20 protein-coding genes are annotated in these 21,305 nt (G+C 39.5%); 11 read left to right on the top strand and 9 right to left on the bottom strand.

Annotated features, from left to right (window positions below; translation table 11 throughout):
• Positions 1-35: 35 nt before the first annotated feature.
• Positions 36-974 (bottom strand): hypothetical protein, encoded by a 939-nt coding sequence (locus F909_RS07775; protein WP_005151749.1) that lies wholly within the window; start codon positions 972-974, stop codon positions 36-38.
• A 233-nt stretch (positions 975-1,207) separates the two neighbouring features.
• Here F909_RS07775 and F909_RS07770 point away from each other — a divergent pair, with 233 nt between their 5' ends.
• A complete protein-coding gene (locus F909_RS07770; RefSeq protein WP_005151751.1) occupies positions 1,208-1,678 on the top strand; it encodes a YaiI/YqxD family protein in 471 nt (156 codons plus the stop codon).
• Positions 1,679-1,685: 7 nt separating this feature from the next.
• The gene (locus tag F909_RS07765; protein ID WP_005151754.1) at positions 1,686-2,579 is read left to right on the top strand and encodes a DMT family transporter; all 894 of its coding nucleotides are present in this window, start codon (positions 1,686-1,688) and stop codon (positions 2,577-2,579) included.
• Positions 2,580-2,582: 3 nt separating this feature from the next.
• Here F909_RS07765 and F909_RS07760 read toward each other — a convergent pair whose 3' ends face one another.
• Positions 2,583-3,164, bottom strand: a complete 582-nt coding sequence (locus F909_RS07760) for a PilZ domain-containing protein (RefSeq protein WP_005151758.1) — start codon at positions 3,162-3,164, stop codon at positions 2,583-2,585.
• Positions 3,165-3,189: 25 nt separating this feature from the next.
• Here F909_RS07760 and F909_RS07755 point away from each other — a divergent pair, with 25 nt between their 5' ends.
• The 3 genes from F909_RS07755 (at position 3,190) to F909_RS07745 (ending at position 7,614) form a co-directional block, all read left to right on the top strand.
• On the top strand, positions 3,190-4,425 hold the full coding sequence (locus tag F909_RS07755; RefSeq protein ID WP_005151760.1) for a lipoprotein-releasing ABC transporter permease subunit: 1,236 nt from the start codon (positions 3,190-3,192) through the stop codon (positions 4,423-4,425).
• Entirely contained in the window at positions 4,418-5,101 is a 684-nt protein-coding gene (gene lolD / locus F909_RS07750; protein ID WP_005151761.1) for a lipoprotein-releasing ABC transporter ATP-binding protein LolD, read from the top strand. The genes F909_RS07755 and lolD overlap by 8 nt, the downstream gene beginning before the upstream one ends.
• Positions 5,102-5,187: 86 nt before the next feature.
• Entirely contained in the window at positions 5,188-7,614 is a 2,427-nt protein-coding gene (locus F909_RS07745) for a DNA internalization-related competence protein ComEC/Rec2 (RefSeq protein WP_005151763.1), read from the top strand.
• A 1-nt stretch (position 7,615) separates the two neighbouring features.
• Here F909_RS07745 and F909_RS07740 read toward each other — a convergent pair whose 3' ends face one another.
• Positions 7,616-8,572, bottom strand: coding sequence for a lysophospholipid acyltransferase family protein (locus F909_RS07740; protein ID WP_005151765.1), 957 nt, complete (start codon positions 8,570-8,572; stop codon positions 7,616-7,618).
• Positions 8,573-8,709: 137 nt separating this feature from the next.
• Between F909_RS07740 and sppA the strand changes: the two genes are divergently transcribed.
• Together sppA and F909_RS07730 are read left to right on the top strand one after the other, a co-directional pair.
• The gene (gene sppA / locus F909_RS07735; RefSeq protein ID WP_005151767.1) at positions 8,710-9,732 is read left to right on the top strand and encodes a signal peptide peptidase SppA; all 1,023 of its coding nucleotides are present in this window, start codon (positions 8,710-8,712) and stop codon (positions 9,730-9,732) included.
• A 131-nt stretch (positions 9,733-9,863) separates the two neighbouring features.
• Positions 9,864-10,655, top strand: a complete 792-nt coding sequence (locus F909_RS07730) for an alpha/beta fold hydrolase (RefSeq protein ID WP_005151769.1) — start codon at positions 9,864-9,866, stop codon at positions 10,653-10,655.
• A gap of 38 nt (positions 10,656-10,693) precedes the next feature.
• Here the strand turns inward: F909_RS07730 and purN are convergent, their stop codons facing one another.
• Together purN and purM are read right to left on the bottom strand one after the other, a co-directional pair.
• A complete protein-coding gene (purN, locus tag F909_RS07725) occupies positions 10,694-11,323 on the bottom strand; it encodes a phosphoribosylglycinamide formyltransferase (RefSeq protein ID WP_171067333.1) in 630 nt (209 codons plus the stop codon).
• Positions 11,320-12,390, bottom strand: a complete 1,071-nt coding sequence (gene purM / locus F909_RS07720; protein ID WP_005151774.1) for a phosphoribosylformylglycinamidine cyclo-ligase — start codon at positions 12,388-12,390, stop codon at positions 11,320-11,322. The genes purN and purM overlap by 4 nt, the downstream gene beginning before the upstream one ends.
• A 133-nt stretch (positions 12,391-12,523) precedes the next feature.
• Between purM and cxpE the strand changes: the two genes are divergently transcribed.
• From cxpE to F909_RS07700, 4 genes are all read left to right on the top strand, one after another.
• On the top strand, positions 12,524-13,717 hold the full coding sequence (cxpE, locus tag F909_RS07715) for a chloramphenicol efflux transporter CxpE (protein WP_005151776.1): 1,194 nt from the start codon (positions 12,524-12,526) through the stop codon (positions 13,715-13,717).
• A 20-nt stretch (positions 13,718-13,737) separates the two neighbouring features.
• Positions 13,738-14,436, top strand: a complete 699-nt coding sequence (gene hda / locus F909_RS07710; RefSeq protein WP_005151777.1) for a DnaA regulatory inactivator Hda — start codon at positions 13,738-13,740, stop codon at positions 14,434-14,436.
• Positions 14,437-14,548: 112 nt separating this feature from the next.
• Positions 14,549-16,441, top strand: coding sequence for a rhombotarget A (gene rbtA, locus F909_RS07705; protein WP_005151779.1), 1,893 nt, complete (start codon positions 14,549-14,551; stop codon positions 16,439-16,441).
• A 16-nt stretch (positions 16,442-16,457) separates the two neighbouring features.
• Positions 16,458-18,971 carry a CSLREA domain-containing protein gene (locus tag F909_RS07700; protein WP_005151780.1) on the top strand — a complete coding sequence of 838 codons (2,514 nt, stop codon included), beginning with the start codon at positions 16,458-16,460 and terminating at the stop codon, positions 18,969-18,971.
• A gap of 69 nt (positions 18,972-19,040) precedes the next feature.
• Here F909_RS07700 and F909_RS07695 read toward each other — a convergent pair whose 3' ends face one another.
• From F909_RS07695 to F909_RS07680, 4 genes are all read right to left on the bottom strand, one after another.
• Entirely contained in the window at positions 19,041-19,430 is a 390-nt protein-coding gene (locus tag F909_RS07695) for a DUF3106 domain-containing protein (RefSeq protein WP_005151781.1), read from the bottom strand.
• Entirely contained in the window at positions 19,420-19,743 is a 324-nt protein-coding gene (locus F909_RS07690; RefSeq protein WP_005151782.1) for a hypothetical protein, read from the bottom strand. Before F909_RS07690 ends, F909_RS07695 begins: the two co-directional genes overlap by 11 nt.
• Positions 19,730-20,347, bottom strand: coding sequence for an RNA polymerase sigma factor (locus F909_RS07685; protein ID WP_005151783.1), 618 nt, complete (start codon positions 20,345-20,347; stop codon positions 19,730-19,732). Before F909_RS07685 ends, F909_RS07690 begins: the two co-directional genes overlap by 14 nt.
• 158 nt (positions 20,348-20,505) lie before the next feature.
• Positions 20,506-21,282 carry a TrmH family RNA methyltransferase gene (locus F909_RS07680; protein ID WP_005151784.1) on the bottom strand — a complete coding sequence of 259 codons (777 nt, stop codon included), beginning with the start codon at positions 21,280-21,282 and terminating at the stop codon, positions 20,506-20,508.
• Positions 21,283-21,305: the final 23 nt, after the last annotated feature.

Raw genomic sequence — 21,305 nt, forward strand, 5'->3', positions numbered from 1 at the left:
TAGAACGCCTAAAATGCCATTTATGTGATTTTTTGTCACTTATGTGCAGTTTTAGCATAAATATTCGCCTGAATCCATAGGTTACCGCGAATATATTGGCCAATGTTAAAGTTTTTATACAATTCATTCTTGGTTGCAATACGAATCAGGATTGCAGGTAAATCATCTTCTAATACCAGTGTCACATCATAAAGGGTATATTCTTCCTGCATAAACTGCATTGAAGTTTTGCCTACGATATTACCTTGAAACCAAGCTTCGTCTTCTTGACCTAATGTTTCACCAAATAAATAGGCCACCATTTTAGAAAAGTCGACAGTGACAGGTTCTTGATCTTCTGGCGTTTTTGGTTGCCAGTCATTAATCAATTCTTGTAAATTATCTGGAGCAATTCCATTATGTTCGGACAAAATCGCATTTAATGCGCGGTGATGTTTAATTGAAGCAGGGTCATCAACAATGATTTTCTCATCTGCTGAAACCGTCTCTAATTCATATGCCCAAGCATTAAATTGAACTTGATAGGTTTGATTTTTGTCATATTGACAGCTATTTACACTGAATAAATTATCGAAGGCATAAATAATGGTATTTTTATTTAAGTTCAGACGTAATACTGCTTGAGTTGAAGAATCACAGGTAATAATTCGCTCGATTTGTGCATCATATTTATATGGGCTATCAAAACTTGGAAATGCTGTTTTTAATGCACGTGGTTTTTGATCTTCAACTGCAATAATTTGATTGATCGAAACAGCTTCACCACTCGGACCTTGAATCAGCCAAAAGGATTGATCCATTTCATGTTCATCTTGGCAGAGACCCATCGGCATTACTGGAGCATCAAGAGCCAATCCTAACCATTTGGGAACATCCGTTTCGGGAGTATCTGTCAATAAGTTCCAATGCTCGACATGATTACCGAAATTTTGATCTTGAATTTTAATGATTTCTGGACTGTTTTGATTTTTCATAAAGCGTAATGCTAAAAAGGTTGAACTTACTCTATTAAATCGAGGGTAACTGTCATATTTCAAGTCTGAATCTGTAATTCTCTACAATTAATTTAGTTTTTAGTTCGAAATATCAATATGCTGCCCCAAGCGCGCTGAACTGAAACTGTCTATGCGAATAGTTGGATGATGTTCACTCTACTTTTCCAGTAATCTGTTACACTATATTTTTACTTTCATGAGCTTTTGCCAACGTGCTGCCATTTAAATTATGGGTGGATGCTGATGCTTTGCCTAAAATTTTACGTGAAGTCATTCTACGCGCATCTGATCGTTATCAACTTGAAGTTATTTTTGTTGCCAATCAAAATGTGGGTATTACGCCGTCACTGCGGATTAAATCAATTCAGGTAATGAGTGGTGCAGATAAGGCCGACCAAGAAATTGTAGATCGAATGCAAGAAAATGACATTGTCATTACACAGGATATCCCGCTTGCAGCACAAGTGATTGAAAAGGGTGGCATTGCGATTCATCCACGTGGCGAGATTTATACCACTGCAAATGTGAAAGCGCGTCTGCATTTGCGTGACTTTATGGATACTTTACGGGGTGCAGGTGTGCAAACAGGTGGGCCTCCTCCGATCTCAGAGCGAGATAAGCGAGAGTTTTCAAGTTCACTGGATCAGACCATTTTAAAACAGAAACGTAAAACAGCTTCTTGAGTTGAATATGCCATCACGTATTAACTTAATGTTCACTTATGGATTATTGGTATTCATTTGGGCAACCACGCCTTTAGCCATTGTGTGGAGTGTTTCTGATTTACATCCTATGTGGGCATTGCTGATTCGTTTTTTTATTGCCTTGCCTTTGGCTGTAACAGTTTTATTGCTGTTAAAAGTAAAATTCCCAACACATAAAATTGCATTATTCAGTTATGCCGCAGGTTCATTAAGTTTGATCGGTTCGCAAATCTTTACCTATGCGGCAACTGCTTATCTTAGTTCTGGATTGATTGCATTGATGTTTGGTTTGGCGCCCATCATGGCAGGTCTGATCGGTCGATTTGGCTTCCAGCAAAAATTGGCAGGCTTACAATGGCTGGGCATGGCGACATCTATTATTGGATTAGCAATGATCTGTCTCAGTGGCGGTCAGAAACATGTGCAGCCGCTAGGTATTGTTTTAATGTTGATCAGTGTTTTTTCTTACTCACTCTCAATTTTTTTAGTGAAAAAGATTAATGCAGATCTACCCGTAATGGCGCAAGCGACAGGTTCAATCCTTGTTTCTACGATACTGGCGAGTCTATTATTGCCGTGGATTTGGCAATATGCGCCGACTCATATGCCATCTGCTAAATCGCTATTAGCACTCACTTATACCATTGTTATGGCATCTCTGATTGCGATGTTCTGTTATTTTAAACTGGTTCAAAATCTTCAAGCCACGACATTGTCATTAACGACAGTGATGACACCAATGTTGGCAATCTTGATTGGGGCATACCTGAACCACGAGCAATTGTCAGTTCAGGTCTTTGTTGGGGCAAGCATTATTCTCTTTGGTTTATTTCTCTATTTCTTTAGAGATTTACGTGCATATCGTCGATTAAAAGTATAAGACTTAAGTGGTCTCAGGCTGCTGGCTTTGTTGAACGCTGGCTGCCAACTTTGCACGATCTTGCGGGTTCAAGGTGATGAAATAGGCGCCGATACGGAACTTACCTTGTTCCTCTGCACTACTATGTGCCACTTGAGCAGTCGCTGCAATATGGAAGAAGTTTTCAGGGTGGCTCAAGGTAATATGAATATAAGTGCCTTCGTTAATATCTTGAGTGCTAAAGAAGCTTAATCCATTCTCCGAAAAGTTCACCTGTTCAGGGACTGGCAACAATGATTGCACGATATTGTCGTAAAAAGACCCTGTAATCAGATTCAATTTCTGGTTAAAAAGGGATAAGATGCGAGCAATTTGTTGATCTTTTTCATTTAATTGTTCTAATTCGTAGCGAAACGCGTGATCAAATTGATCTAATTCTGCAAGTAGTAGAAAATAGCGCGGTAATACGAAATGAGAGTCATAAGGATCATTCAGCGCAACATCATCTGGAATGATTTGATAGTTGATTCTCAACACGGCATCAATACGAGACATCACTCGACGTTCAGTGTTGTCGTCAACAAGATGATGTTGTGAATTTTCCATAATAAATCACCTCGGACTAGATGGTATGTTTAAGCCAATTTCGCTGTATATAGGGTTGAGATACACTCGTGCTCGGCGGAGTAATCATTTTATTTCTTTTATTGCCTTGGTTTCCATGATTGGTTTAACCCTCGGCGTTGCTGTCCTCATTACAGTATTATCTGTCATGAATGGTTTTGATCGCGAATTAAAAACTCGTGTTCTGGGAATGGTTCCACAAGCCACTGTTTCTTCTACTCAAATTCTAACAGATTGGCCTGAGCTTGTAAAAAAAGTTGAGCATCATCCTCATGTCACTGGGGTTGCGCCATTTACCCAATTGCAGGGAATGTTAACTGCGCAAGGTCAAGTAGCAGGAATCATGGTGACAGGGATTGAACCTGAATATGAAAAGAAGGTTTCAATCATTCAAAACCATATGGTCTCAGGTGATTTAAATGCCTTGAAGAAAGGTGAGTTCGGTATTGTTCTCGGTAAGGACATGACGGATGCGCTGGGTCTGGGTTTAAATGACAACGTGACTTTGGTTTTACCTGAAGCAACACCATCTCCTGCAGGTGTCGTACCACGTTTTAAACGTTTTAAAATCGTCGGTATCTTCAGTGTAGGTGCAGAAGTGGATTCAATGGTGGGGTATATCGCCTTGAATGATGCGTCTACCTTGCTACGGTTACCAGATGGCGCACAAGGCGTTCGTTTGAAACTGGATGATATTTTTGCTGCCCCAAAAGTGGCCAATGATATTGTCAGCCAGTTGCCAGGTAATTTCTATGCATCGAACTGGACTTATACCCATGGTAATTTGTTCAATGCGATCCAAATGGAAAAAACGCTCGTCGGTCTATTACTGGTACTGATTATTGTCGTTGCAGCATTTAATATCGTGTCATCACTGGTCATGGTGGTTACAGACAAAAAGTCTGATATTGCGATTTTGCGCACCTTAGGTGCTTCGCCTTCGATGATTACCAAAATTTTCATGGTGCAAGGTACGGTGATTGGGGTGATTGGTACCATTGCTGGTACGATTTTAGGTGTGACTCTGGCCTTGACCATTAGCGATATTATTTCTTGGTTCAATACCGTCTTAGGTTTGAATCTGTTTGATGCGTACTTTGTGCATTACCTACCTTCATATCTCAGATGGCAAGATGTGGTAGTGATTGTAACGGTATCTCTATTATTGAGTTTCTTGGCGACAGTTTATCCTGCATTGCGTGCAGCCAAAGTTCAACCTGCTGAGGCGTTACGTTATGAGTAAGATTGTTTTAGAAGCAAAAGACATCTATAAGCATTTTGATGATGGTAGAAGCAAAGTTGAAGTGATTAAAGGTTTATCACTTCAAGTGAAAGCAGGTGAATTCGTTTCCATTGTTGGTTCAAGCGGTTCAGGTAAAAGTACGTTGTTACATGCATTGGGTGGCTTAGAGCAACCTTCACAAGGGCAAGTGTTTTTACAGGGGCAACGCTTTGATAATTTAGGCGAAGCTGAACGTGGCTATAAGCGGAACCAGTATTTAGGTTTCGTTTATCAGTTCCACCATTTACTGCCAGAATTTTCAGCACTGGAAAATGTGGCAATGCCATTAATGATACGTGGTGAAAGCAACTTCAAAGATGTGAAAAAGCAGGTGGAATACCTGTTGGATCGTGTTGGCTTATCTCATCGTATGGACCATAAACCCGGTGAACTGTCTGGTGGTGAGCGTCAACGTGTGGCATTGGCACGCGCATTGGTGACCAGACCTGCTGTGGTCTTAGCAGATGAACCGACGGGTAATCTAGATCGAAAAACAGCACTCAGCATTTTTGAATTACTGACTGATTTGAAAAAAGAGCTCAACATGGCAATGTTAATTGTGACCCATGATGAGCAATTGGCGCAGTCAGCGGACTCTATTTTGCATATGCAAGATGGTTTATGGCTTGATCAATAATAAATATTTTGATTAAGCTCTTGTTAAAGCCCTGAAAACGGGCTTTAATTTTGTCTTTAGAATAATTAAAAAATTAATTTAGTAAAATGTTAAAAATTATTTTATTGGGTTGGATTGCTGGGATTGCCTTTATGGGACGGGACCTCGCTTTTGTCGCAGCCACATGGTGGGTATGGTTGGTTTTAGCAACTATAATTTTTGCCTTTAGCCTTTTTCAAAGACGATCTCATTTGTCTCTTCCTGTTTATAAAGCGCTAATTTTAATCAGTGCCAGTTGGGCACTGTTTGCTGCGGGTTATCATTATGCTGACTCAGCTTTAGCGCAGCGTCTCAAATTGAGAAAGGTTGAAGTTCAGCCATTTGAAGTAATTGTTTATATTAAAAAAATAGATCAGCTGACCGAAGATGGAAAAAAACAAATTGCCGAGGTACTGAACCGACATGAGCAGCCGGTGGCTTGGTTTCTTTATTTGAATAAGGCAAAACAACAAGCGATTCCAGAACAGGTTTTAGAGTTGGGTCATTATTATCGTATTAATGGAATGATCAGACCTGCCCATAGTTATGCAGTTGCAGGCGCTTTTGACCAGGAGAAATGGTTTTTACAACAAAATGTTATGTCGGCATTTTCGGTAAAACAGATTCAGCCATTGAGTCGCGAAGAAATCTACCACCTAGGTTATCACCAGCATCTTAACCAGCAACAAAGTATTCGAGCAGTGTTGTTATTAAAAGTTGAGACCATGCGGCTGTCATTTCGTAACATGTTTCAGGCTTCGGGTCTGCAACATAAAGGTTTACTTCTCGCATTACTTACAGGGGATGAAAGCCTTTTATCAAATCGCTTAAAGCAACAATTTCAACAGTTGGGAATTTCACATCTTTTGGCGATTTCAGGACCGCATGTACTCATTTTTGCGTTGCTGCTGACATGGTTATTGAAAAGTATGCTGCAACGTTATTCTCCAAAATTATATTTATGGCAACCACGACAGATCTTGCTGTTAGTGCCCTTTGCGGTCAGCGTATTGCTGTATGTGATTTTTGTCGGTTTTGAAATCCCCGCGATAAGAACCTTATTAACCGTCGTCATTGCATGTCTTTTTCTATTATTGCGCCAGTCGATTCAGCCATTAGCGTTACTGGTTTACAGCGCCAGTTTATTACTGCTTTATGATCCATTTAGTATTCTTTCCGCTGCATTTTGGCTGTCTTATGGGGCATGTTTTATTCTGCTGCGTATCTATCAAACCATTCAACAAGTGCCGCAACAATTGATTCTGACACCGACACAAAAAATGGTTTTGACCATCAATATTTTTATTGAATCGCAATGGAAAATCTTTATTGCCTTATTACCTTTGGTTGTTATTTTCTTTCAGCAAATTTCTTGGTCAGCACCATTCAGCAATCTGATTGCGATTCCCTTACTCGGTGGCTTGATTGTTCCTTTGAATATCATTGCCGCTTGTATTTGGTTGCTGATTCCTACATTTGGCAAGCTGTTATTTCAGTTGAATGATGTGTTGTTATCGATACTGATGTGGTTGTTGAATATGCTCCAGCATCTTTCACCAAGCCTGTATGGTGTGAGTTATACGCCTTTGATGATGGTGAGTTTAATTGTTGGGTTGATTATTCTATTTATGCCAAAAGGGACAATTCCAAAGCTTTGGGCGGGCATCTGTTTTTTGCCCATAGTTTTAGGCCTAAAAACTCAGCCTACTGTCCTGAATATTGTTGATGTGGGGCAAGGGCAAGCGATCTTTTTGCAGCATCCACAGCAGACTTTAATGATCGATACAGGTGGCTCTTATGATGAAACCAAATTTAGTATAGGTGAGCGCGTGGTTATCCCTTTCTTAAGGCAGCAGGGCATCCGAGCATTGGATCACGTCATTCTATCTCACCTTGATCAAGATCATAGCGGTGCGTTTCCCTCGATTCAAAATGCGTTTGATATTACCCAAGTTCAATCCAATGAGCGGAGTGACATTATACCGTTTAAAGATAATTTTTCATTGTGTCAGCAAGGGCAAAATTGGTCTTATTCAAATCTAAAAATAGAAATTCTATCACCTGATCTGGACGGTTTAGCACTTGCAAAGCATCAGCAGAATGAACAGTCCTGTGTTGTTTACCTACAGTTCTCAAATGCCCAACCTTATCAAAACTTTTTGATTATGGGGGATGCAGGGTGGGAAACTGAATATAAGCTATTACGTCAATATCCTGATTTAAAAGTGGATGTTTTGGTGCTTGGCCATCATGGCAGTAAAAATAGCTCTGCATATGATTTTTTAGCTGCGTTAAAACCGAAACTGGCGATTGCTTCATCAGGATTTAATAATCGTTATGGTCATCCAAGCCAAGAGCTACAAAGTCGTCTTCAAGCCTTAAATATTCCTTTACTGAATACCGCACAGACAGGCAGTCTGAGTTTTGTCTTTGAGCATGACACCGTAGAGTTAAAACAACAGAGACAACAATTGAAGTGGTTGAAAAGAGAATAGCCTAAGCATTCTCTTTTTGCTGTGTTTGTAGACGAACTTCAGCAACTTTTGCGAGTGCTTCTTTTTCATCAATATCATAAATTTTCTTTAAATTGGGGTTAGCCCGAAAACGTTTATAGCTCCAGTGATAATGTTCTGGATAGCGTCGAATCAACTGCTCGAGTGTCTGATGGATAATTAAAGTCCCATCTTCTGCTGTACCTTCATAAATCTGAGGATTGATTGGCTCGATGTACATATCGAAGCCATCTTGATCATTTCTTTTTGTGTAGATTAAAAGGGCTTTCGCCTTGGTTTTTTGAATCAGTTTGGTACTGAGACTGCTAGAGGCAAGAGGAATGCCAAAATAGTTGATCATGTCACCGCCATGGTCAGGGGTGTGATCTGGTAAAATGGCCGTAGTTCCGCCTTGTTTCAAGGCTTTGAATATCTGTCGAACCCCACTTTCATCAGTAGGAACCAGTTGAGCTTGTTCGCGACTACGCGCATCACGGACAAACTGGTCGGCGTCGGGATTTTTAACAGGTTTATAGAGGATCGTCATTTGGGTGTATTTTGATAACCATGAGTTCATGACTTCCCATGTGCCAAAATGAGGGATGACTAAAACCAAACCTTTCTTTTCTGCTACAGCTTCATGGAAATAATGTTCACCCTGAATGCTATGGATACTTTTAATATTTTTTTCATTTGTTGAACCCCAAATACTCAAAAACTCGAAATAAGAGGTCAGTTCGTTCTGAATCGCTTGTTTGGTAAGTTGTTGTCTTTGTTGTTGTTCCATTTCTGGAAAAGCAATTTGTATATTTAAGCTGATAATTTTTGAAAGCTTGGAAAGCGGAAATGTATTGACTAAAGTGGCAACCAAGCGTGCAAAGAACCGTCCCAATTGAATTGGTTGACGACTAATAAGCTTGATAAGACGGTAATTTGAACTGGTTGTTTTGGGCTGAGTCATGTATTAAAAGTTAGAAAAATTACAAAGGGAAGTATAAAGCAAAAAATAATTATAAGTTAAGACAAGTTATTTAAACAGTTTTGCTCAAATCCACGTATATAATAAAGCCACTTTAAAATATATTGGATTGGAATCTTATGTCCGATTGGCCACCAAAACCACAAAACGAATCTACAAATAGTAATAATGTGACAGGCAAAGAATGGCAGATTTTAGAAAAAGCCGTTCTTGCTTCTGTTGAAGAACAACGTCGTAGCCGCCGTTGGGGTATTTTCTTCAAATGTTTGGGCTTTGCATATTTGCTGATCGTATTATTGGCAATGACCAAGAGCTGTACCACCTCATCTGATAAATCAACCACAAGTGTTAGTAGTAATCACTTGGCTGTGGTCGATATTGTGGGCACCATCGATTCATCTGCAGGTCAGTCTACAGTGAATAGTGAAGATACCAATAAAGCCTTAAAGCGTGCATTTGAAGCGAGTGGTAGTAAGGCCGTTGCTTTAAATATTAATTCACCAGGTGGTTCACCAGTACAGTCTGATGAAATTTGGCAAGAAATTCGCTATCTGAAAAAACAGCATCCAGATAAAAAAGTTTATGCGGTGATCGGTGATATGGGCGCATCGGGTGCTTACTATATTGCTTCTGCGGCAGATGAAATTATCGTCAATCCGTCAAGCTTAGTGGGTTCAATCGGTGTGATCATGCCGAACTATGGTTTAAGTGGCTTAGCACAAAAACTGGGGATTGAAGACCGGACACTTACAGCTGGTAGCAATAAAGATATTTTAAGTATGACCAAACCACTTGATCCAGCACAGAAACAACATGTGCAGTCAGTGCTTGATAATGTGCATACTCACTTTATTAATGCGGTTAAGGAGGGTCGTGGTAAACGTTTGAAGTCAAACGATCCAGCGATTTTCTCAGGTCTGTTCTGGACAGGCGAGCAAGCGGTTGCTTTAGGAGTGGCGGATCGTAACGGCAGTCTAACAACATTGATGCGTGATTTAAAAATCGAGCAAAAAGTGGACTATACAGTACAGCGCAATCCATTAGAGTCTATTTTAGGACGTATGGGGGCACAGCTTGGCGCAGGAATTAGTAGTTCGCTAGCTGCTCAACTTGAGACTCAGCAAAACGCGAAAATACAATAATATTTCAAAAAGGGTTGTGTCGATCACAACCCTTTTTTATTCTAAAAATAACTGGGCAGTTATCCTTTTAATTTGCAATACATATATAGAGCAGGATAATTGACCAATCAGTGAAAATAAAAGACAAGCTTATGAAACCTTTGATTCATTTTGCCCATGCCAATGGTGTCCCATCTAAAGTTTATCAAAAGCTGTTTGATCAATTAAAAGATCAATACGACATTATTTACGTGGCAGAAATTGGAAATGATAAACGCTATCCAATTACCCATGGATGGACGCACTTGGTCGATCAGATTATTGATAGCATTGTGCAGCAAGCACAAGGGCGTAAAGTGATTGGTTTGGGACATTCATTGGGTTCAGTCTTGACACTGATGGCAGCTTATCGCCGCCCTGAATTATTTTCACAAGTGATCATGCTAGATCCACCACTTATTATCGGTAAAGCATCCTTTGTCTTTCATCTTGCTAAAATGTTTAAACCTAAATTGGTAGATATAATTACCCCAGCAGGTTTGTCAGTACGTCGACGTGATCATTGGGAGTCACGTGAACAAGCCGCTGAGTTATTAGGTTCGAGAGGGTTTTATCAACATTTTGATCCTGATTGTTTCCAAGCTTATATTGAACACGCTTTGACGGATGATCATCAAAATGGTGGGGTGACTTTAACGATACCTAAAGAGGATGAAGTGGCTATGTTTAGAACTACTCCATCTATGTGGTGGTTACCAATGCCAAAACCACCCGTACCCGTGCATTTGGTTGTTGGGCAAGAGAGTGTTTTCTTGAAAGAAAAGTTTCCACAAGTAGCGAAAAAGAAATTGGGTATTCCTTTTTCTGTGCTTGAGGGTGGTCATATGTTTCCATTAGAGCATCCTGTGGAAACAGTAAAGAAAATTAAAAGTTTAGTAGTTTAAATCAATAAAAAAACGCATCCGAGGATGCGTTTTGTTTTTTAGAATTGTGCAAACTGAATCGGTCGTTCTAAAGGTTTCTGATTGAAATAGGCTTGACCATTCTGCCAAGTCAGTTGACCTGTACAGAACCATTGTGCAACCTGAGGATAGATAAAATGCTCAAGTTCATGCACACGTTGCGCCAAGCTTGTTACAGAATCATGCAAACCAACTTGAATTGCCGATTGTGCAATACTTTGTCCTGCATCGAGTTCGGCTGTGACAAAATGAACGGTACAGCCATGCAAACGATCTCCTGTATTCAATACACGTTGATGCGTATGAACACCTTTATAGAAAGGCAGGAGAGAAGGATGGATGTTTAACATCTTACCTTGCCATTTGCTGACAAAGCTCGGCGTTAAAATACGCATGAAACCCGCAAGAATAACCAGATCCACTTGCCATGCTAACAATTGTTGATGCATAGCGTCGTCAAAGCTTTCTCGATTGGGATAATCTTTATGTGAAATAACAGCGGTCGCAATATTGGTTTTCTCGGCACGTTGCAATGCGTAGGCATCAGCTTTGTTTGAGAGCACACCAATGATTTGCCCTGACAGATTTGCATCTATCAGGGCTTGTAAGTTGCTACCGTTGCCAGAGACAAGGACAGCAATTCTCATTATGCAAAGATCACGCGAATTTTTTCGTCTGCGCCTTCAACTGATTCAGCATTTTCTTGGATATAACCAATTTTCCATGCTTTTTCGCCTTGGGCATTTAAGAGATCAATTGCCTTATCTGCTTCACTTGCATCAACGGCAATTACCATACCAACGCCACAGTTAAATGTACGATACATTTCGAAGCGTTCTACGTTACCTTCACGTTGTAGCAATTGGAACAATTCAGACCATTCCCAGCTAGATTCGTCAATGACAGCTTGCGCGCCATTTGGAAGTACACGTGGCAGATTGCCAGGTAAACCACCGCCAGTGATGTGAGCCATAGCATGAACATCAACTTGTTTGCAAAGCTCTAACACTGGTTTTACATAAATACGCGTTGGTTCCATTGCAACATCTGCAAGTGGGCGACCATCAACGATTTGAGTTAAATCTACATTCTTAACGTCTAGGATTTTGCGCAGCAATGAGTAACCATTTGAGTGAGCACCGCTTGATGCTACACCAAGAAGTACGTCACCAGACTTCACTTTCGACCCATCAATGATTTTGCTGTGCTCAACAACACCCACAGCAAAACCAGCAAGATCGTAATCTTCGCCTTCATACATGCCAGGCATTTCAGCAGTTTCACCGCCAACCAATGCACAACCAGCAAGTTCACAACCTTTACCAATACCTGTCACTACATCTGCTGCAACATCAACATTCAAATGACCAGTCGCATAATAGTCAAGGAAGAATAAAGGCTCTGCGCCACAAACAAGTAAGTCATTTACGCACATTGCAACAAGATCTTGACCAATCGTATCGTGACGATTGAGATTAAGTGCTAAACGTAATTTTGTGCCTACACCATCAGTGCCTGAAACCAATACTGGTTCTTCATAACCTTTTGGAATTTTGCATAGGGCACCGAAACCACCTAGACCGCCCATGACTTCAGGACGAGTGGTACGTTTAGCGACAGATTTGATACGATCGACCAGTGCGTCGCCCGCTTCAATGTCGACCCCCGCATCTTTATAGCTTAAACCAGTATTTGGGGTAGAAGTTGAGTTGCTCATAGTGAAGTCTCCGCATTGGCGGCAGATTATAACCTGAATATACGAAACTCTTATGTTATTTATGCTCGAAAATGCTATCTTTAATTAAATTTTTTTTCTTTTATAACGATTACACAAGAAAAGGCTAGATTTTATGCAAGATCAGGTACTACGTCGTATCTTTATCATCGCTGGGCTCGCATTGTTCCTTTGGGTGCTCTATCTATTGAAGCCCATTGTGATTCCTTTTGTAGGCGCATTTTTTATTGCCTATTTATTTAGCCCACTTGTTGATGTTCTTGTAAAAATCAAATTACCACGTTGGTTGGCGATCAGTGTCGTATTTATTGGTATAGGTGTGACCTTGACCATGGTTTTATGGTTCCTTGTACCACTCATCTGGAAGCAATTAATGTACGCTCGGGATAGTATTCCTGCGGGTATTCATTGGATTAATGCAACCTTCTTACCATGGGTGTCACATACTTTTAATCTTGTGCCAATGGAAATTGATACAGAGCAGATTACCAAAGCATTGATGGACTATATTCAGACTAATTATAGTGCTGATAGTATTCAAACGATGGCATTAAAAGTTGCTCAATCTGGCTTGAACTTTATCCAAATTGGTGGGGTCGTTATCCTGATTCCAATTATTTCATTCTACTTCCTGCTAGACTGGGAGAGAATGCTGCAAAGCTTTAGACGTTTAATTCCACGTCCTTACGAAGCTTCAACTTTAACAATCGTTCGTGAATGCCATAGTGTGTTGGGTGCTTTTGTCAAAGGTCAATTCCTTGTGATGCTTTTATTAGGGATTGTCTATGCTGTCGGATTGCAGCTGATTGGTTTAGAAGTTGGTTTAATCATTGGCATGATTGCAGGTTTGGCAAGTATCATTCCCTATTTAGGATTTGGTGTCGGCATTATCGCTGCCGTGATCGCTACATTGTTCCAGTTTGGATTAGATTGGACGCAGTTACTTCTTGTTGGTGTTGTATTTATGATTGGGCAAATGGTCGAAGGTTATATTCTTCAGCCATTCCTGTTAGGGGATAAAATTGGATTATCTCCTGTAGCGGTTGTTTTTGCTGTATTGGCAGGCGCACAATTGGGTGGTTTCCTTGGTATGTTGATTGCATTGCCTGTAGCTGCTGTTATTGTCGTATTATTAAAACATGCCCGTGATAATTACGAAAAAAGTCCCTTGTATGGATTACCAACTGAAGTTGTTTTGGCGCAAGGCGAAACTCAGCATATAAATGTTGAAACTAGTCAAGTAGAGCTTGATATTCAAATTAAAAACTCTCAAGATACAGAGACTTCAAACTCGAATGACCTAAAGTAATTGAGGAATTCATTAAATATATGCGTCAACTACAACTGGATATAGAACCACAACTCGATGCCCGAATCAGTGATTTTTCGGGGCCGGGTTGGGGACCTGTGGTTGATGCGGTCAGACAATTACATGCAGGTTTAGTCAGCCGCTTTTATGTATATGGTGGGGCAGGTACGGGTAAGAGCCATTTACTCTCAGCAATATGTGATTCGTACTTAGAATTAGGTCGACCAGCAATTAAAGTCTCATTATTAGAATTATTAGATGCGCCGATTGAAGCGATTACCTCTTTAGAGTTTTATGATCTAGTCGCTTTAGATGATATTGATGCGATCAGTGGAGTTCCACACTGGCAGAAAGCCGTTTTCCATTTAATGAATAACCATGAAGGGCAACTGGTCTTTTCGTCTCGTGTTGCGCCAATTGAGCTCAAGCTTGAATTGCCAGATTTACAATCAAGGCTAACTCAAGCAGTTAGTGTGAAAGTACCTAATGGTAGCTCTTATATCGATCGACAAGCCTTATTACAATCGGTGATGACACGTCGGGGAATTCATTTTGATCAGCAAATTGTGGATTATCTATTAAGTAATGGGCCGCATCAGGCTTCAGTGTTGTTGCAAACATTGGCTCAACTGGAAAAAATGCTGAAAGGCGAAAAGACTAAGCTTTCAAATACAACACTTAAGCAAATTTATGCGCTGATTGATGAATATCGCCAATAGCATAAAATTTCTTGAGTAATTTCGAGAGCTATGACAAAGTACGCACAAAGGAATGTGGTTGCAAACTCCGAGTTTGTAATACGAAGAAAAATGAAAAAAGAAGGAGATCGGTATGCTCAAACGGACGCTTGCCTGCGCTTTATTTGCGATTACTGGACACGCATATTCTGCGGATATTCAAGTCACTACGTTACTCGATGAAGAGAATTATACCGGTTGCTCGTTACGAAATGCTGTAGAGTTTTTGAATCAAAGAAGCAAAAAAGAGTTCGAAAATGGTTACCGTGGATGTGGTAATAAAGATTCCTCTTCTGTGATTATTTTGAAGCGTGATCAGACTTATCAGTTAAATTCAGCTTTAAATATCAAATCGGCAACAACTATTCAGTCAGAAATGAGTTATGACTTTAATAATACGAAAGGGTTAAATAATGCAACTATTAAAATGGTCGGAAAAGATCGACTTTTTGTAATTGATGATGAAAATGTAGAAAAAGCTTTAATCGGTGTAAATTTTGTAGAATTAAATTTGCAGGGCTCATCTACTAAAGTGAATAACGGTGGTTTAATCCTTAATCGTGAAGAATTAGCAATCCAATATTCTCGTTTAACTGGTGGTTTGGCCAATAAAGGTGGCGCAATTTATAACGTTGGTACTTCAGCTGATGTTAAAAATACAGCGGGATATGTTTCAATCAATAACACTCTTTTACAAGGGAACAAGGCAGACCAAGGTGCAGTCATTTTTAGTGAAATGCCTAGGTATGCGATTTCACAGTCAGTGATACGTGACAATGAAGGTGTTACAGGTCCAGCAGGTGCTTTGTTATATGTACAAGAGGGCCTTAATAATGACACAATCGGTGGCGCATTATTGATAGGCTTCGCTAGTATAAAGAACAGCACTATTTTTCATAATAAAGGTGGTTATGTTGCCAATATCCGCGAAGGTATGACTTTAAATAATAATACAATGATCAAAAATGCTGCTGGATTATATTTACAGTCGCTAAAGTGGAAAGTCACGACAGAAACCAAAGAAAATGGTGAGACGAAAGAAACAGTTAAAGAATATCCAAGTGCTTATGTATCAAATAGTATTATTGTTTCGAATGGAAATAATGATATTAGTAGTGCAGCTGAAGATAATAGCATTGTTCAAAGTAATTTTACGACCTCTGAATGTAAAGGTTTTGGTACTACCAAATGTCAGCCGAATATAATTTGGAATCAGAATGATCCAGAGCAAAAATTGGTCGCTGGGGGAGAGAATGACGAGGGTGTGTGTGCTGCTCCGCCAGCAAAAGGCTTGCTTTGCCCATATTACACGCCAAAAGATCAGATGCTAGGTTATTTTAAACCTCGTTTGTTAACTTCATACTTGAGTGTGGCTGATTCTCCTATTGTGAATAGAGGGCGGATTTATAGTGATGGCACATCATACAGTTTAGGTGGTTGTGAAGGTTCCGATCAACGTGGAAAGAAACGCAGTGGTCTTGATGAATTATGTGATCTAGGCGCAATAGAGTTGTTTATTGATCGTAGTAATATCCCAACCAATGGTATGGATATTCTTTATAAGCAAATTGCAAAATTTAGTATTCTTGATAGTTTAGCTGATGGTGAGTTACTTGACCCTGCAACATGCGAAGCGGAACTGGGCAAACGTACAGACGGCCAACCTTGGCAACCTGGTTGTTTAGAGATTGTGCAGAATCTTCATATCCCTTCCAAAGGTAAATTGACTCTAGATCAAGATGGCAACGTGACTTATGTTCCTTATAGTGACTGGCATGGCGCCGATATGTTTAAGTTACGGGTTATGACAACCATCACTCGCTTTAATGATGCAACTAGTTATTATATTGATATTCCAACGAATATTGTACAAGACCCGCCAAATAACTTCCAAAGTAAAACGGTAAATGTGAGTGGCGGTAGTTTTGGTACAGGTGTAATTCTAATGTTGTTGGGGCTAGTAGGAATACGCCGTTTTAAATCGTAATCAGGGATGTGATGAGATGAAACATTATAAAAAAACGTTATTGGCGACGATGATGTTGGCAACAATGCCATTATTAGCTGCCACAAGTACTCCAATCAAGGTCACAACCTTTGATGATGAAGATGGTGAAAATCTAAGTGCTTGCTCATTACGAGAGGCGATAAAAACAGCAGCTGATCGAGTATCTTTTGGTGGTTGTCCTGTGACCGACATGTCATCGACGAGCCAAAAAGTTATTGAGCTTGAAAAAGGTACGTATACACTTAAAAAGGAATTAACGCCATACACAAACATTTCAATTGTTGGTTCTAGTCCTGTGAATTGGGATGGTAAGAATGTACTGTTGAATGATGTTGTTACTCAATATCCAGCACAAATTACATTACAAACAACCATTAAAGCAGAAAATTCTCGTATTTTTAATACGACTCTTGGCAAGAATGCATTGACACTCACCAATTTGATTTTAACGGGTGGAAATAGTTCAGATCGAGGAGGTGCAATTTATGCAGGAGCTGACGTTTTATTACAAAGTTCTCAAATTTTAAATTCAAAAGCTAAAGAAGGTGGGGCAATTTTTTTAGCAGGCCCATCGTCATCATTGACGCTATCTCAAAGCTTGATTCAAGGGAATCAGGCGGAAAATGGTAGTGTACTTGCGATGAGTTGTAAAAACGATCTACAGTATTCTATACATACGATTAATCTTCTTTCGAATAGCTTTGTTGGCAACGGTGCTGCAAATTCGAAAAGCATGATCGAGTTCTGTGGTACGGCTAAAGTTGATTTGAGCACTAACACCATTGCTCAAAATACTGTAAATTCGACTACAGGGAATTTGATTAAATTCTCTGGTGATACCAAAGCCGGTACAGATCCTAAACCAGATGATCCATCCAGTATTCTAAGTAGTAGCAGTTCTTTATCTCTGACAAGTAATACAATTGTTGAGAATAAGGCTTTTACGACCCTATTATATGACAAGCTAGGGACTAAGACATTAGCATTTAACATTATTGCCTATAATGGAGGCGGTAATAGTTATGCTTGTCGGTATTTACTAGGTGCGGCAGCAGAACTGGAAGAGGTTAAATTAAATGTTCAATATAATGCTCTTGTACTAAAAGAAGAAAATTCTACCTTGCCTATTAATAATGTATGTGATGTGCCAAAGGAATCACTGAAAGAGAATAAAACCAATATTAATATAGCAAAAGTTGATAATATTCGAACTTTATTAGGCCCTTTGCAAGACCCTACGGAGCATACAGCATTTTTGCCTATCTACTATCCAGAGAAAAATGCCATACCTGTTACTGTGGGCAATGATACGAAGCTTGTTGGTTTATTAGACACGGGCGTTTCAGGTTGTAGTAAAACAGATCAACGTGGTCTTGCTCGTATTACCGATGGAACATTGTATTATGACCCTAATGCACGCAATACTTGTGACATCGGTTCTGTTGAATTAATGAAGTTTACAGCGGGTGATATAACTGATGTTTCCAATACTTCTATTGGTGGGAAGATCGCTGACTATCAGGTACAATACGACTTTTTTAATGATTTGGTTAAAAATCCAAACAATCCAGACTTTTTAACCTATTATAAATCTCGTTTGGATCAGTATCAAAGGTTATTAAAATATACCAAAGAAAATCTAAAATACCGTGCGATTTATCTTGATTTAAGAAACTATCAATTACCTTTACCACAAGATGTACAGCAAAATGATCAGAAAAAGAGTTATAAATTACAATTCTTTAGCCCTGAGCTATATGAGGTTGTAGCAGAGCCTTTAGGTAAGGGACAAATTAATGATGCTGTTACTGATATAGATGAAAGTGATAAAAAGAATTTAGTTTGCCAATGGAATCCTGATTTACAGCAAATTATTTTCTATCGTAAGGATGATACGATTACTCAAGCTGGTGATCAGATTTTCTGTAAATATACAATTACATTAAAATCAGATAAGAATGTAAAGTCATCAGGATTAATTAAGGCTACGTTCACTAATATTGCACCAGTGGTAAAAGATACATCATTAACTTTTAAATATCAGGCAAAACAAAAATTAAGTTTGAACTTACTCGATTTTGCAAATGATGATGGGGATACTGGCGTAGGTGGAGCGGGCCCAGAAAGCAATCCGAATAAACCTCATTTTTGGAAGAATGCGGATGGGGTTGAATTACCAATCCGTTTAATCGATGTGCCTAAAAATGATTTAGGTATCACTGCGGATCGTCAAGGGCCATGTCCAGTACCTGATCAAAAAGAAACTTGTTATGGTGGTAATATCTATGTACAAGAAGTTAATACATTTAATCCATTTAACTTCTCATTTAAATACCAAGTTTATGATGCTAACGGTATGATCTCAAGTAATACAGCTACAGTGCGAACAATTAGTACAGCAACGACTACTGATGACACACGTAAAGCAAGTAGTGGTGGCGGTAGCTTAGGTTTCTACTCAGTATTCGGATTATTAGGTTTATTGGCCTACCGTCGTTTCAGAAAATAAGCCTATCAAAGATAAAAAATAGCGCCTAAAGGCGCTATTTTTATTTTAAATATTCATGGAAATAAAAAATTAATGCTCAGCGTACTTGGTGAGGTATTCTTCTCTGATATTCACGCGTTCTTCGGTACTGGCATTTTGCATACGTTTACGCAAAGTATTGCGCTCTTGTGTACTCATCTTCTGCCAAACATCTCGCATTTTCTGCTTTTCTTCTTCAGGCAGTTGGGTGAACCATTCCATGCGTTGTTGTAATTGTGAGCTTTGGTTTGTCGGAATTTCCTTCAAAGTTTGATAGCGTTTGATTAAAACACGCTGCTCTTCAGGTGACAAATCATCCCAAGCTTCTTCAGTTGTTGGTTTGTTCGGTTTGGAGAATACCCAAAAGCGTTCTGAACCTGCAAAACTGGTTTGTAATAAGCTGAGTGTACACACAACAAGTGCTAATTTTTTAGCTGCCATGTGGAACTTTATCCTCACCCAAAACCAATAACATTTCCATATCTTCAACCATTTGTGGTGAAAGTTTGGGATTCACAACAACTTGGTTCTGTGGTTGATCAGCCATTTGTAAGGAACTCGGCAGAACAACAATACCCATGATTGCCGCAGCGAGTGCGAAACCACTCATTTTCCAAACACTGTAATAAGATGTTGGTTTTTTCTGAACCGTATCGAGAACATGGTTCATCACCAACATTTTGTTGTGATGTTGCTCTCTGGCAAGCTGATCAAGCTTGGATGTTACGTGTTTGGTGAATTCATCTTTTTTCATCTGATGATCCTCCCGTATGTGGGTTTAAGTGCTCTAGAGCAATTCTGAGTCCCTGAATTGCACGGTGGTAATGTGTTTTCACACTGCCTTCACTACAATCCATAATCTGTGCTGTGGTCATCGTATCAAAGCCTTCCCATGCTCTTAGCATAAATGCTTGTTGTTGACGGACTGGTAGTTGGTTGACTGCTGCTTGAATTTCGTCCATTGTCACTTCTTGATCAAGAAAATCAAAAGGATTGGGAGTTGATTCATCTACAACATCAATCATTTCCTCGTCATCATCTAAACTAATCTTTTTGAATAATGAGAAGGGAGTTGCACGACGTGCTTCTTTACGTCTCCAATCTTGGAGTTTGTTATTTAAAATGGTGTAGAACAGGGGATACCATTCTTCTATATTTTTATCAGCGTATGATTTATGCAAGGAAATAAAGGCTTCCTGCACTAAATCCATCGCAATGCCTTGTTGTCCTTGAGTTGCACTTTCCATCATCACCAATGCACGACCTGTAACGTCTTGCATAAAAATACGCAGACGTTGTTCAACCGTACTGCGATCAGTACTGGTTTCAGTTCGAGCCTGTTTCGGTGCTAAATCCATAGAGATGGAAAATCCTGTCATGGATACCCACCATTAATTCCAATTCATTAATCATATAACGTTGAAACTGGTGGGCGCGTTGACAACTTAAGCAATTATTTTTAGTAGTGTAATTGATTTTCTCAGTAAAAAATCGTATTTAAAATAATTTAACGTTTTTACTGACGTTGGCGTACCATTTCAAAAAAGCAAATTGATCCTGCAATTGCAACATTGAGCGACTCTTGTCCACCTGGCTGAGGAATGGCGACTGCCTTTGCATGTTCTAAAGCATAGTCACTCGCACCTTGGCCTTCATTACCTAAAATCCATACACAAGGTTGTGTTAAATCTTGCTCATACAGACTGGTCGATTGATGTGAGCTGGTAACTAAAACAGGAATTTGAAATTTTGGAAGAATGTCTTGTAATTGAAAGTTTTCAAAACAATGAAGACTAAAGTGAGCTCCCATGCCCGCTCTAAGTACACGGGGAGACCATAGTGTAGCCGAGCCTTGGGTACAAATCACTTGTTTGATGTTCGCCGCAGCAGCTGAACGCAGTAATGTTCCCACATTACCTGGATCTTGAATGTTTTCTAGAATTAAAGTATCTACTTCAAAATCAATTGTTACTGATGTTTTTGGAAGATCAATAATAGCTAAACAAGGTAGAGTCGTGCCTAAAGTACTTAAATCTTTATAGAGGACTTCGCTAATCACGAAAACATGGCCTTGATGTAGCTCGATGACTTCTTGTAAATCAGGATGTTCTAATGCTTGTTCAGTGGTAAATAAAGAAAAGAGTTTTTTCTGTTGTTGCAACCAAGCTAAACAAAGATGTGTACCTTCTAGAACAGTTTGTTGATGTTTTTTTCGAGCGCTATTGAGCTCGATTAAGCCACGCAAATGTTTGATTTTTGCATTGTCTTTTGATTCTAGAAAAATAACCGCCATAAAGTAAACATCCAAAAAGGCAT

The sequence above is a fragment of the Acinetobacter sp. ANC 3929 genome, assembly GCF_000369405.1.
Taxonomy (GTDB): domain Bacteria; phylum Pseudomonadota; class Gammaproteobacteria; order Pseudomonadales; family Moraxellaceae; genus Acinetobacter.

Excerpts from the sequence above, each read along its gene's own strand:
- F909_RS07730 (WP_005151769.1), top strand. The coding sequence starts at position 9,864 with ATGAAACCTTTGATTCATTTTGCCCATGCCAATGGTGTCCCATCTAAA.
- F909_RS07740 (WP_005151765.1), bottom strand. The coding sequence starts at position 8,572 with ATGACTCAGCCCAAAACAACCAGTTCAAATTACCGTCTTATCAAGCTT.
- F909_RS07680 (WP_005151784.1), bottom strand. The coding sequence starts at position 21,282 with ATGGCGGTTATTTTTCTAGAATCAAAAGACAATGCAAAAATCAAACAT.
- F909_RS07755 (WP_005151760.1), top strand. The coding sequence starts at position 3,190 with ATGTTTAAGCCAATTTCGCTGTATATAGGGTTGAGATACACTCGTGCT.
- F909_RS07695 (WP_005151781.1), bottom strand. The coding sequence starts at position 19,430 with ATGGCAGCTAAAAAATTAGCACTTGTTGTGTGTACACTCAGCTTATTA.
- F909_RS07700 (WP_005151780.1), top strand. The coding sequence starts at position 16,458 with ATGAAACATTATAAAAAAACGTTATTGGCGACGATGATGTTGGCAACA.
- purM (WP_005151774.1), bottom strand. The coding sequence starts at position 12,390 with ATGAGCAACTCAACTTCTACCCCAAATACTGGTTTAAGCTATAAAGAT.
- cxpE (WP_005151776.1), top strand. The coding sequence starts at position 12,524 with ATGCAAGATCAGGTACTACGTCGTATCTTTATCATCGCTGGGCTCGCA.
- sppA (WP_005151767.1), top strand. The coding sequence starts at position 8,710 with ATGTCCGATTGGCCACCAAAACCACAAAACGAATCTACAAATAGTAAT.
- hda (WP_005151777.1), top strand. The coding sequence starts at position 13,738 with ATGCGTCAACTACAACTGGATATAGAACCACAACTCGATGCCCGAATC.
- F909_RS07690 (WP_005151782.1), bottom strand. The coding sequence starts at position 19,743 with ATGAAAAAAGATGAATTCACCAAACACGTAACATCCAAGCTTGATCAG.
- F909_RS07745 (WP_005151763.1), top strand. The coding sequence starts at position 5,188 with ATGTTAAAAATTATTTTATTGGGTTGGATTGCTGGGATTGCCTTTATG.
- rbtA (WP_005151779.1), top strand. The coding sequence starts at position 14,549 with ATGCTCAAACGGACGCTTGCCTGCGCTTTATTTGCGATTACTGGACAC.
- F909_RS07765 (WP_005151754.1), top strand. The coding sequence starts at position 1,686 with ATGCCATCACGTATTAACTTAATGTTCACTTATGGATTATTGGTATTC.
- F909_RS07775 (WP_005151749.1), bottom strand. The coding sequence starts at position 974 with ATGAAAAATCAAAACAGTCCAGAAATCATTAAAATTCAAGATCAAAAT.
- F909_RS07685 (WP_005151783.1), bottom strand. The coding sequence starts at position 20,347 with ATGGATTTAGCACCGAAACAGGCTCGAACTGAAACCAGTACTGATCGC.
- lolD (WP_005151761.1), top strand. The coding sequence starts at position 4,418 with ATGAGTAAGATTGTTTTAGAAGCAAAAGACATCTATAAGCATTTTGAT.
- F909_RS07760 (WP_005151758.1), bottom strand. The coding sequence starts at position 3,164 with ATGGAAAATTCACAACATCATCTTGTTGACGACAACACTGAACGTCGA.